Annotated in this window: 9 protein-coding genes and 2 pseudogenes; 4 read left to right on the forward strand and 7 right to left on the reverse strand. The window is 68.6% G+C overall.

What is annotated here, in order from left to right; all coding sequences use genetic code 11:
* Positions 1–25: 25 nt before the first annotated feature.
* Both ACIBNA_RS21820 and ACIBNA_RS21825 read right to left on the reverse strand, forming a co-directional pair.
* Entirely contained in the window at positions 26–997 is a 972-nt protein-coding gene (locus ACIBNA_RS21820; protein ID WP_399166809.1) for a cyclase family protein, read from the reverse strand.
* Positions 994–2,004, reverse strand: coding sequence for a fumarylacetoacetate hydrolase family protein (locus tag ACIBNA_RS21825; protein ID WP_399166935.1), 1,011 nt, complete (start codon positions 2,002–2,004; stop codon positions 994–996). The genes ACIBNA_RS21820 and ACIBNA_RS21825 overlap by 4 nt, the downstream gene beginning before the upstream one ends.
* Before the next feature lie 122 nt (positions 2,005–2,126).
* Between ACIBNA_RS21825 and ACIBNA_RS21830 the strand changes: the two genes are divergently transcribed.
* A complete protein-coding gene (locus tag ACIBNA_RS21830) occupies positions 2,127–3,062 on the forward strand; it encodes a LysR family transcriptional regulator (protein WP_399166810.1) in 936 nt (311 codons plus the stop codon).
* Positions 3,063–3,535: 473 nt separating this feature from the next.
* Here the strand turns inward: ACIBNA_RS21830 and ACIBNA_RS21835 are convergent.
* The 5 genes and pseudogenes from ACIBNA_RS21835 to ACIBNA_RS21855 all read right to left on the reverse strand — a co-directional run.
* Positions 3,536–3,729, reverse strand: a pseudogene (locus ACIBNA_RS21835) (IS5/IS1182 family transposase); the annotation flags it as partial.
* Position 3,730: 1 nt separating this feature from the next.
* Positions 3,731–5,035: a ferritin-like protein gene (locus tag ACIBNA_RS21840; protein WP_399166811.1), complete on the reverse strand. Its 1,305-nt coding sequence runs from the start codon at positions 5,033–5,035 to the stop codon at positions 3,731–3,733.
* 64 nt (positions 5,036–5,099) lie between these two features.
* A complete protein-coding gene (locus ACIBNA_RS21845; RefSeq protein WP_399166812.1) occupies positions 5,100–5,807 on the reverse strand; it encodes a putative DNA-binding domain-containing protein in 708 nt (235 codons plus the stop codon).
* Complete coding sequence (locus ACIBNA_RS21850; protein ID WP_399166813.1) at positions 5,808–6,716, reverse strand: DUF692 domain-containing protein; 909 nt, start codon at positions 6,714–6,716, stop codon at positions 5,808–5,810.
* Complete coding sequence (locus ACIBNA_RS21855; protein WP_399166814.1) at positions 6,713–7,354, reverse strand: hypothetical protein; 642 nt, start codon at positions 7,352–7,354, stop codon at positions 6,713–6,715. Before ACIBNA_RS21855 ends, ACIBNA_RS21850 begins: the two co-directional genes overlap by 4 nt.
* A 716-nt stretch (positions 7,355–8,070) precedes the next feature.
* Here ACIBNA_RS21855 and ACIBNA_RS21860 point away from each other — a divergent pair.
* The 3 genes and pseudogenes from ACIBNA_RS21860 to ACIBNA_RS21870 form a co-directional block, all read left to right on the forward strand.
* Complete coding sequence (locus tag ACIBNA_RS21860) at positions 8,071–8,370, forward strand: hypothetical protein (protein WP_399166815.1); 300 nt, start codon at positions 8,071–8,073, stop codon at positions 8,368–8,370.
* A gap of 216 nt (positions 8,371–8,586) precedes the next feature.
* Positions 8,587–8,940: pseudogene (locus tag ACIBNA_RS21865) on the forward strand (transposase); the annotation flags it as partial.
* Positions 8,941–9,705: 765 nt separating this feature from the next.
* On the forward strand, positions 9,706–11,969 hold a 2,264-nt coding region (locus tag ACIBNA_RS21870; RefSeq protein ID WP_399166816.1), incomplete at its 3' end, for a tetratricopeptide repeat protein.

Below are 11,969 nucleotides of genomic sequence, written 5' to 3' on the forward strand. Positions count from 1 at the left end.
GCGGCCCGCCCGGCAGTCCAGGGCGTTACTTGACGGCGATGGGATTCACCGGTGAGCCGACGGACCCGGTGATGGGCAGTGGTGCGGCGGTGAGCCAGAACTCGTACCGGCCGTCGGCGGCGCAATGTGCGGCGAGGGCGTCGAGGTCCCACATCTCACCGATGAGCAGACCGATGTGGGGGATGGCGACCTGGTGCAGCGGCTGGAAGGCGTGGTCGAACTCGTTGGGCCGCACCTCGAAGCCCCAGGTGTCGGTGGCGATCCCGGCGATCTCGCTCCGGTGCAGCCAGCCGGCCGTGCTGAAGCTCAGCCCCGGCGCCGGCCCGCCCGCGTAGTCGCCCCAGCCTTCGTGACGGGCGCGGGCCAGCCGCCCGGTGCGCACGAGGACCAGGTCGCCACGACCGACGGTCACGCCGTGCGAGGCGGCGGTCGCGGTCAGGTGCTCCTCGGTGATGGCGAAGTCGTCGGGCAGTTCGCCGTCCTGGCCGATGACCAGGCCCACGTCGAGGAGGACGCCCCGCCCGGCGACGTGCGGAGCCATGTGCTCGATGCCGGTGACCAGGTCGCCCTCGGAGGTGACGACCTTCTCCGCCGGGCGGCCGTTCCACGCCTTGCCGTGGTCGAAGATGTGCCCGAGCCCGTCCCATTGGGTGGAGCACTGCAAGGGCATGGCGATCACGTCGTCGGCGCCACCGAAACCGTGCGGAAAGCCCTGGCCGCCCAGAGCGGCGTCGGTGCCGGTGGCGAGCATCGTGTGCACCGGGTTCGTACGCCGCCGCCAGCCTTTCTGCGGGCCGTCCATGTCGAAGGCCTGTGACAAGGAGAAGCTGACGCCGTCGCGGATCAGGGCCGCGCCCTCGCGGCGCTTGGCCTCGTCTAGGAAGTTGAGCGTGCCGAGCACGTCGTCCTCGCCCCAGCGGCCCCAGTTCGAGTACGCCTTCGCGGCCTCGGCGATCGCCGCCTCGGGATCCGTACGGTCGATATGGGCGGGGCTCATTGCTCTTTCTCCGCGACGCAGCGGGTGCGCTGGGCGCCGAGCCCGGTGACCGAGCCGTCCATCACGTCGCCGTCGCGCAGCAGCCGGCCCCAGTGGATGCCGTTGCCGGCCGGGCTGCCGGTGAGGACGAGGTCGCCGGGGAGCAGTCGGGCGGTTTGGGAGATGTACGAGACCAACCGTGCGACGCCGAAGATCATGTCGTTGGTGGACTCGTCCTGCATGGTCTCGCCGTTGAGTTTCAGGGTGACCTGCAGGTCGGAGGTGTCGGCGATGGAGCCGGCCGGGACGATCCACGGGCCGAGCGGGGTGAAGCCGGGGGCGTTCTTGCTGCGCAGCCAGTCGGTGCCGATCGGGGGCATGTCCCGGCGGAAGACGGTCGCGCGGTCGGTCAGGTCGTTGGCGATGGTGTAGCCCGCGACGTACTCCAGAGCGTCCTCCACGGTGACCCGGTGGGCCGGGCGGGAGATCACCGCGGCCACCTCCAGCTCCCAGTCGGGCTTCTCGGCCCAAGCGGGCAGTACCACGTCGTCGTAGGGACCGCTGATCGTGGTCGGCAGGCCGATGAAGACGTACGGGAGGTCTTCGGCGGCCCGCTTGTCCATGACCGCCGCGACTTCGGCGCGGGCCTCCTCGACGGTGCGCGGGTCGTCCGGGGCGCGGTGTGCGACCGCCAGGTCGATCACGTGCTGCCGGTAGTTGGCGCCGGACTGGAAGATCTGCCGGGGCTCGACGGGCGCCTGCACCCGCAGGTCATCGAGCGACAGCCATGCGCCGGCCGGATCCGCCGCGAGGGCGTGCAGGCGGGGCAACGTCTCGTCCCAGCGCTCCAGGAGCGTAAGGGTCGTCAGCGCGGGTTCACCCAGTGCCGCGCGCAGGTCGAGCACCCGGCCGTCCGGCGCCACGAGGCCGGGGAACGCGGCTCCGCCCGAGGCGGAGAGAGTGCCGATGGCGAAAGGGCCCGAGAAGGGTGCGAATGGTGCCGACGCGGCTTCGGATTTCACGGAGATGTCCTCCCGATTGCGGTCCCACCAATCTGGCCCCTAGATTGCAATCAGGGAAATCGATTTCCTGTATATAAGAATCCAGCCGGTGAATACCGATGGTGCCGGCTCCGGAATTGGGACGCTTCGTGAACTTGGCCAGCCTGGACCTCAACCTCGTCGTTGCCCTGCGCGCCCTCCTGCAGGAGCGCAACGTCACCAGAGCCGGCCAGTGCATCGGGCTCAGTCAACCCGCGATGAGCGCGGCCCTGGCCCGGCTTCGCCGCCACTTCGACGACGACCTGCTCGCCCGGGTGGGCGGAGGGTACGAACTGACCGCCCTCGGGCAGGCCCTCCTCAACCGAACCACCACCGCTTGCGACCTGCTGGAGCGCGTCTTCGCCAGTCAGGCCGAATTCGATCCCTCCCGCGAGGAACATGAGTTCACGCTGATCGCCTCCGACTACGCGGTTGCCGTCTTCGGCGCCGAACTCGCCCGCACCATCCAAACCGAGGCACCAGGCATCCGGCTCAGGTTCAAGCAGGTACCGAATGAAATCATCGACAGTACCGGGTCGCTGCTCAGCACCGTGGACGGGCTACTGCTGCCCCATGGCATCATTCGCGGTTTCCCCACGGTCGAGCTCTACCAGGACAGCTGGGTCTTCCTGGTCGCGGACGACAACCCGGAGGTCGGCGAGCAGCTCGCACTCGACGACCTGGCCCGGCTGCCGTGGGTGACGTACCAACGAGCCTACGACGCCCCCGCCGCCCGCCAGATCGCCATGCTCGGCATCGAGCCGCGCGTGGCGGTCTCCGTCGACAGTTTCCAGCTGATGCCACTCCTGGTCGCAGGCACCCGCCGGGTAGCTCTCCTTCAGAGGCGCCTCGCCGACGAGCTGGACGGACTCGCACCCGTCCGCATCATGGAACCGCCCTATGACGCCGTGCCGCTCCAGCAGGCCTTGTGGTGGCATCCGGTCCACATGCACGACGCGGCGCACATGTGGCTGCGGGAGACGACGGCCCGGGTCGCCGAGATGATGGAGGCCGGTCGGCCCGCGATCTCCCGTCCGCCGAAATGAGGGCGGGGCTATGCCCTGCACAGGCAAAAGGCACTGCCAGGCCGCAGCCGACGCCGAGCGGGCGGCCGCCGCAGCCGGTTTGAGTAGTTGCTGCTGCTCTGAGGGGAAAGGCTCGCCGGAGTGCGGTCACTCCTTCTTGCTGCCGGTAGGAACTCGCCCACGACCTACACGACTTCGTCGACCACCACGTCACCGGCATCATCGTCCAGGCCAATGTCGCACTGACCCTCCGGCACACCGCAGACTGGCTCGTCGTGGACCTGTTGCAGGCCCGTGTGACCGCCGACATGCGGTTCGAGGCGTCGGGTGTAGGCGACGTATACGCGGCGGACCGTGCGGAGCGCCGACGGGCGACGGGTGCTCGCCGATGATCGGGGACAACTTGTTTGTGGAGCCCGGACGGTGCCTGATGTTGCCGAGGCAGTCGAGCCCTCAAGCGGTCCCGGAACCTGCCGTCACGTGTGACACCGCCCCTCGCGTATGTAGCGGTACACGGTCGTGTTCCCGATGCCGGACCCAGCGGCGAGCTGGGCGCGCCGCACGCAGTGCGCCAGGGGTGACAGTGCCTGGCGACCGACCGGTAGACGCCGCCACCGCGTCCCGATCTCCCTTCCCCCTGCCGGGGCGCCAGGTGTCCCGTCAGGAACCGCAGGGTGCGGCTGGACAGATCACTTCGATGGAGGGCGGCTGGTGGGGGGCTGCGAGGGGATCTGGTCGATGTCGGGCATCTTGTCGATCAGCCAGTGGACGCTGTTGTCGCCGCCGAGTTGCGGGAAGTGGGCGACGGCGTGGTCGCAGAGCCCCAGGAGGTGCTGCTTCCTGGTGTGGGTGGTGCCGGACTTTTTGATCTCGGCGGGGAAGTCGTAGAACTCGAAGGTGGGGGCGGCGCAAAGCGGTGCGGTCGCCGGGTCTTGGGGCTGGTTGCTGGCTGGGGTTTGCATGAGCAGGTCGGCGATGGGGTAGAGCAGGCCGCTCATGGCGGAGACGAAGGTCCGCTCGAGGTGGTAGCGGGGGCTGGGTGTCTCGACTGCGAAGGTGGCGGGCAGGTTGTAGAGCTTGTCGAGCATGGCGAGGGTGTAGAAGTAGGCGGCGTTGAAGAGCTTGGCCAGGCTCGCGGCGGGCTCGTCGAAGTGGCGGACTTTGGGGTCGACGGGGACGTGGCGCACGTTCCCGATGGGCTCGATGCCTTGCTGGATGCGCAGGAAGCGGGCGTAGTGGGAGAGTTCGTCCAGGCCGGGGGTGGGGTTGACCGGGTCGATGGGGACGGTGGCCTTCGCGGGATCGACGCCCTCGCCCTGCTCGACGACGATCTGCAGGGCTTCGCGCGCGGTTTTGAGGTTGGTGATGAGGATGGGTTCGCCGCCGCCGTCGCGGTTCCAGTAGGCGCGCTGGTACTGCCAGCCGGCACTGTCCTCGGCGTACTGCCACAACCTGCTGCCCTCGGCGCGGTCCACGCGGATCAGGCCGTCCTCGATGGCCCGGTAGAACTGGCCGAGGGTCTGGTACTGGTCGGGCTGCGCTGGCGCATGGAGCTCGGCGGGCAGCTCCAGCGGCAGGAAGACATCCTTCATCAGCTTGGGCGAGCACGGTTGCAGGTGCAGTTCGAGGTCGGGGACCCGGTGCAGCATCTTGCTGGGGTAGCTGGGGATGAAGTGCTGGTCGTTGAAGGTGATCCGGTCTCCCGCACCGAGGGCGACCATGAGATTGCGGACCAGGCACAGGTGCAACATTTCCTCGATCGCGATCGCCACGATAGTGCGGAAGGCGGAGATCCCGGGCAGCCACTGGTTGTGGCCCTTGGTCTGGATGGAGTAGGCCGCGTACAGGTACATCGGGATGGTGGACATCTCCACCTGCGCCGCCTGGTGGAGATGGTTGACCAGGGTTTCGTAGTCCTGGATCGGTTCATTCGGATTCACGGGAACCAGGGGCTCGATCGTGAAGGGCAGGCCGGCAGTGGTGCGGGTTGTCATGATGGCTCCAGTTCGGTTGCCGGGCGCTGCCGACCCGGACAGGGACGGGGTGGGGGCGTACTGATCACACGGGCGTCCGCGCCTGCGCGGTGTGGCGGGGCTGGGTGGCGCCACGCCTGGTGGCCTGAGGGGCCGTCTCGGTGACAACCACGGTGTGGCCGCGGCGGCGCAGTGTCAGGAGGACGGGCCGGGCCGGGGGTGGTGCGGGGTCTTGGCTGCGGGCGACGGCGGTGACGTAGGTGTGCACGGGATGCCGGCAGGCGAGCAGGCGGTGGGGGTGCGGTTCGGTGGCGTCGTACACCTCGGCGAAGGCCCGCTCGAAGCGGGCCAGGTCGACGACGAGGTCGACCCACAGGTCAGGTTCGTCGGCAGGTCGCCCCGCGTCGGGTCTGCCCTGGATCAAGTGGGCGGGAAAGCCCTGCATGTAGCGGTCGAGGGTGTAGCCGCGCGGGGGCATGGCGTCGAGGTACTCCGCGGCGAGGACGTCGAACGCCTCGGGGCCCAGCAGGTGGCGCAGCGCCGGGAAACAGGAGTGCAGGCTGCCCAGCAGGCGCAGCCGGTAGCCGCGCTGGTAGACCGCCAAGCGCTCATGGGCGGCCTGCCGCGAGGAGCTGGTGAGGACGGCCGCGACCTGGTCCGCGCCCTCGCCCTTCTCGCCGTGCGGGTGCAGGATCGCGGTCTGGAACCAGCGTTGAAGACCGGCCAGGTCCGCGGGCCCTGCCGCGTCGGCGGCACTGTATTGCGGGTCCTGGGGCGGGGCAGGGGTGCGCATTCACCCTCCCGCCGCTGCAGCGGCAACCCCGGCTGCCGGCTCTGCGCGCTCGGCCAGCTGTCGTGCCGGGCGGAGGTGGCGCACCAGATCGGGGAAGGATGGCAGCCGGTCGTCCCACTCCAGCAGGGTGGAGACCGGGCCGCTGCGCGCCAGCACCGCGGCGTACAGGTCCCACACGGGTGGCGTGACCGGCCCGTCGTGGGTGTCCACCAGGTGGGTGCCGGCGTCGGCGTGGCCGGCCAGGTGGACCTGCACCACGCGGTCCAGCGGCAGCGCCGCCAGGTAGGCGTGCGGGTCGGTGCCGTGATTGACCGCCGAGACGTAGAGGTTGTTCACATCGAGCAGCAGCGCGCAGTCCGCCTCGGTGACCAGCCGCGCGACGAACTCCTCCTCCGGCATCGTGGAGGCGGTGAAGCCCACATACGAGCTAGGGTTCTCCAGCACCAACGGGCGCTCCAGGACGTCCTGGACCATCCGCACCCGCTCGGCCATATGGGCCAGGGCCTCCTCGGTGAAAGGGACCGGCAGCAGGTCGTGCGTATTGACCCCGGCCACCCCGGTCCAGCAGATGTGATCCGACACCCACGCGGCACCGACAGCGTCCGCCAGACGCCGCAACCGGGCCAGATAGTCGAAGTCCAGTGGATCGACACTGCCGATGGACATCGACACCCCGTGCAGCACCACCGGGTACCGCTCGGCCACCCGGTCCAGTACATGGCGCGGAAAGCCGCCGGAGTCCAGGTAGTTCTCGCTGATCACCTCCAGCCAGTCCACACCCAGCCCGCCGTCCAGCTGATCCAGGACCCACCCGTGGTGCGGAGCCCGCAGACCGACCCCGAACCCCAAAGCGGGAAGCGCGAAGCGGGAGGCCGAGGAAATGTCCCCGCTGCCGGGCAGCGACGTCACGGAACAGCCCCGTCCGGCCCGGCCGTCCGTGCCGCGCGCTGCTGCGCTGCGCCGTTCGGCAGGCTGCGCTTCGGCTTGTCCAGCTCCGGCATTTCGTACGGCGGGACAAGGTCGTCCGGGTAGCCCTCGCCCGGAGCGGGGCCGAACGGGATCCCGGCCTCGTACATCCTGGCCTCGAACAGCTGCCGGGCCAGCTTCCACACGCTCTTGCCCTTCAGCGGGCCTCCGGCGAACACCCGGCTGGCGTTGATCGGGCTCGCGCAACTTCCGTTCCAGCGACAGGCCTGCGTACCGGGCCTGGCCAACTCCGCGTCCGGCCCGGTGTAGCCGCACCCGCCCTGCCCCCGGCACTCGTTCGCACCGTGGCACACATGCAGCACCGTCGCACACCGGCCCATGCCCGCCATCGGCGCCGAACCATCCCGGTCATGTCCCTGGCAGGCGTTCAGGCCCATGCACACGTGCAATTCCGTAATCTTCTGCAGCTCCGCCGCCGCAGCGCGAGGCCTGCCCGACTCACTCGCCATCCGCCGCCGCGCACGGCCCAGCGTTCCGCCGGCCCGCACCGCCTCGATCGACTCCAGAGCCGCCGGGTCATGCGCCATCCGGCCATCACCGCTGCCATCACTGCCCGTCACAAATCTACCTCCTCCATCGGAAACGGCCCCGACAACGGGCCCTGTGCTGCTCACGTTTGGTCAAGGGCGGCGCACCAATGCCGACCTGCACACATCTCAGCTTCACGGGGACCGGCCAAAGACGCGCGGGGAGCACCGCCATCCGGGACGCCGCCCCCGCCGAAGAGCCCGCGGCCCCCCCGCCAAGCCCACCGCGCCGGGGCGTTCGCGGGATACACCTACATCGTGAAGTTCCTGGGCGACGTGAGCGGGTTCTCGCCGAGCACGGTCAGCGTCCTGCTCGTGGTTTTCGGCGTCGCCTGTCTGGCCGGTCTAGGCAACAAGCAAACCCCAGGCCGCTGACCTGGGGCTTCTCTTTGGAGCGGGTGACGAGAATCGAACTCGCGCTCTCAGCTTGGGAAGCTGAGGCATTCTGAGGCTGGTTGGGACGCTGACCTGGGCGAACGGCCGGGGGGTGGCCTCGTCGGGCTGGGCTGGTTCCACCGTGATTCCCCGCTGTTCCCCGCTCGATCTGGTGCGCTTGTGGTGCGCCGAACGATCCTCGTAAGTTCGATCATGGCTCCGCTGTACCGGCTGCGCCTTACTGCTGCCAGCGGTCCCGGTGCTTCCTCGCTCCGAACGCCCGCTTTGCGCACCCAGAGCTCAGGGGGGAGCCTGAAGGTGACATGGGCCGCCGCTCGGCGGCTGGGATTCGCCGCCATCATCGGAGGTGCCTCATGGCTGTACTGATGGAGATCGAGTTTCCGGGAGTGACAGCGCAGCAGTACGACACCGTGGATCGGCGCGTGGGCGCGCGAGCGGACCAACCCCCTGAAGGGCTGCTGTTCCACACTGCAATCATTACGGACGCGGGACTACGCGTCATCGACCTGTGGGAATCGACCGAGGCGTTCGATGCGTTCTTCTCGCGGGTCCAACCGGTTGTCGAAGAGGTGGGGTACCCGGAGCCGTCCGCGCCGCCGAAGTTCTCGGACGTGCACTACCACTACGAGCGGCGGCAGCCGGTGAGTGCTTGAGGGGTCTACGGCCCAGCAACGCGGGCTGTCTCACTGCGCGACCTTCTGATCCGTAGCTCTATGTGGATCGGTCGCTGACGGCCATACCGGTCGCGGTACGGCCGTGTGGGCGCTCAACCGGACAGGGCCGGTTGCTGTGGTTGCTGCATTTCGCTGCTGTACAGCACCAGTTTGGAAGATCGCGTACCCGGCGGTCGGCTGAGCTGGCAAAGCGGTGACCTGCGACTGGTTGTCGTGGTCGGTCGGCTGCTTCCGGGCAATCGTGCCGACTGCAAGGCATGGGAGGAATCCGGGGCCAAGGCCACCGTCGGCCACACCACGACGATCGCGGACGGCGGCTATCCGGGCACCGGCCTCCCGACGCCCCACCGGCGCCGTAAGGGAGAGGAACTCCCGGACTGGAAGCAGGCACACAACAAGTCCCACAAGCAGGTCCGCGCCCGCATCGAGCACGCCTTCGCCCGCATGAAGACCTGGAAGATCCTGCGCGACTGTCGTCTGAAGGGCGAAGGCGTACACCATGCCATGAGCGGCATTGCTCACCTGCACAACCTCGCCCTTGCCGGATAGACCAGGGAGCAGGACAGCGACCGGACTGACCATGCCCACTCGAAGATCAGTTACGGGACAACCCTTAGGCAGCCAGCCGCGTGTCGCGGCATCACCCTGACGGCAGCACTGCACGGCTCGAAGGCGTCTGGGGGAGTGGTCGGAGCGGGCGACTATCTGGACATGCTTGACGACGTGGCGGCGCACTTTCGGCCCTGACCAGCACCAGTCCCCCGATGGCGGCTGCAAGCTGGCCGGTCTACTGCCCTAGAAATTGCATAGGCGAGGGCCGACCGAGCCGGAGCCGCGCCATGCAATCGTTTCCCGTCTCGCGGTATGGAGCATGAACCAGAAGGCCGTTCGTGCGGTGCTCTGGATCGGTGCGAACAGGTGTCGGACCAGCACACAGTCGCCGGCATGCTGAGGTACTGCAGCTGGCCACTGCGTGACGGCCGGGGACGTCGTTGGCGACCGGCTCCAAGGCAGGCGGGGCGTGTACAGGGACGCCGGGGCCAGGTGCGTGTGACCTCTGGAGGGTCAGACGAGCGCGCATCCGTCCCGCCTGCACCCCAACTTCCGTGCCGGCGCGGGCGTTGCTTTTGGCTGACAAACGAAAGAAGCGGATCGGACACTGATGACCTGCGGCTGACGCAACTGCTTCGGGTGGGTGTCGTGCCAGTCTCAGGGACGTGGTGGGCGAAGTGACGGGGTGCGGAGATGCCAGGGTCGGGTAATCGGGGTCTGTCGAGGGGTGCGCTGATCCGGCAGCGGGCAAAGGCGCGGTTCGTGGGTCGGCGGGCGCAGTTGGCGCTGTTCGCGGAGAACTTGTCGAAGGACCCGCAGTCTGAGGAGGACCCGGCGGAGTTTCTGGTCCATGTGCGTGGTGTGGGTGGGGTGGGGAAGTCCACTCTGCTGCGGCAATGGCAGGAGGCGGCGCGGCGTGCGGATGCGGTGACGGCCTTGGTGGACGAGAACGACGTCCACGGGGTACAGCAGGCCCTGGTCGAGCTGGCCAGGCAGTTGGCGGAGCAGGCCGGCCCGTGCAAGGAATTCGACAAGGCAGTCGAGCAGTTCCTCCGGGGTCAGGCGTCGCAGGAGGAGCCAATGCCCGTGGAGGGCGAGGTATCGGTGTCGAGCCGGGTGGTGACGCAAGCCGCTTTGGGAGCGGCGTCGCTCATTCCGGGGGCCGGTGTGGTGACGGCGATGGCGAGTCCGGATGCCGCGGCCCGGGGGCTGGACCGGCTCCGGTCGGCATCCCAGGCTCGTGCCCGCCGGCGGGGAACCCGAAGCGATGAGGCGGGTATGAGCCGGGCTTTCGTCGCCGAGCTGGAGCGGTTGTGCCGTCGCCATCAATGGGTGGTGCTGTTCTTTGACACATGGGAACAGACAGCCCGGTACCTGGACGTGTGGCTGCTGAGTTTGCTGGAGGAAGAATTCGGGCCAGTGCCAGCGAACGTCATGGTGGTGCTGGCCGGTCGGGATGAACTCGCGGAGCGGCAGTGGGCACCGCTGCGGGCGCAGGTCGCGGACGTGCCGTTGGAGGTCTTCACCGAGTCCGAGACGCGTTCGCTGCTCACCGCGCGGGGCGTGACCGATCCGAGCGTGGTGGAAGCGGTCCTGCAGCTGTCGATGGGGCTGCCTCTGCTTGTGGAGCTCCTTGCTCTGGCCCGCCCCCACACAGTTGAGGAAGTGGACGCGGGCGGGGACCTCGCGGACGTGGCGGTCGAGCGATTCGTACAGTGGATCACGGACCCTGAGCAACGCGAGGCTGTGCGGGCGTGTGCGCTGCCGCTGCAACTGAACGAGGACATCGTCGCTGCCGCTGCCGGGCCTGGGGCAGAGGGGGTGTGGGACTGGCTGTGCGTGCAGCCGTTCGTCAGCGGCCGCGGCGGATTCAAGCACTACCATGCAGTGGTCCGCGCCAGCATGGTCCGTCAGGAGCGCACCCACTCCCCTCAAGGCTGGGCTTCGGCACATCTACGGCTCGCTGACACTCATGCCGCCTGGCGTGCCGCGCTCGAGGAACGGCTCCCCGAGGCGAAACAATGGACAGACCCTGCATGGCGCCGACACTGCCTCGATGAGACGTACCACCGGCTGTGTGCCCACCCGGGCACACAGCTGACGCCCGCCCTCGAACAGGTGGTGCATGCTGCGGGCCAGGACACCGCTGTGTTGCGGCAATGGATCGAGGCACTAGAACAAGCCGCACAGGACACCACCGACGCAGCCCTGCTCACCTGGTCAAGACGCCTCCGGGATGCTCTCGGCGGTGACGAGCCTGTACTCACATGCCTTGGCGTCCTGCTCTCCCACAGCCAGCTGAGCGCTGAGATCAGGAGCTGGGCTCACACCTACCGTGGCATCCGTCTCTACCTCTGTGACCGGGAGGGAGAGGCGCTCACCGAGTTGGACCGCGCCATCGCGCACAACACCCGTAACGCTCATGCCTGGGCTCGTCGCGGGGAGACCCATCGCTGGCTCGACCACTCCGACCAGGCCATCGCCGATTTCACCGCCGCACTCGAAATCGACCCCACACTCGCCTGGGCCCTCGCCTCCCGCGGCCAAGCACACCTACCAGCGGACCGGCAGGACCAGGCCATCGCCGACCTCACCGCCGCACTCGAAATCGACCCCACACTCGCCTGGGCCCTCGCCTCCCGCGGTAAAGCACACCTACAAGGGGACCGGCAGGACCAGGCCATCGCCGACCTCACCGCCGCACTCGAAATCGACCCCACCGACGCCTGGGCCCTCGGCACCCGCGGAGAGGCACACCGACAAGCAGGGCAGTACGACCGGGCCATTGCCGACTTCACCGCCGCGCTCGAAATCGACCCCACGCTCCCCTGGGTACTCGGAATCCGCGGCGAAACACACCGGCAGGCCGGCCAGTATGACCGGGCCATTGCCGACCTCACCGCCGCACTCGAAATCGACCCCAGCTATGCCTGGGCCCTTGGCACTCGCGGAGAGGCACACCGGCAGGCCGGCCAGTATGACCGGGCCATTGCCGACCTCACCGCCGCACTCGAAATCGACCCCAC

Source organism: Streptomyces sp. NPDC050164 (assembly GCF_044459945.1).
GTDB classification, from domain to species: Bacteria; Actinomycetota; Actinomycetes; order Streptomycetales; family Streptomycetaceae; genus Streptomyces; species Streptomyces coeruleorubidus_A.

Bases quoted from the DNA above. Each gene is read 5' to 3' on its own strand.
- ACIBNA_RS21820 (WP_399166809.1), bottom strand. From the start codon at position 997: ATGAGCCCCGCCCATATCGACCGTACGGATCCCGAGGCGGCGATCGCC.
- ACIBNA_RS21840 (WP_399166811.1), bottom strand. From the start codon at position 5,035: ATGACAACCCGCACCACTGCCGGCCTGCCCTTCACGATCGAGCCCCTG.
- ACIBNA_RS21845 (WP_399166812.1), bottom strand. From the start codon at position 5,807: ATGCGCACCCCTGCCCCGCCCCAGGACCCGCAATACAGTGCCGCCGAC.
- ACIBNA_RS21860 (WP_399166815.1), top strand. From the start codon at position 8,071: ATGGCTGTACTGATGGAGATCGAGTTTCCGGGAGTGACAGCGCAGCAG.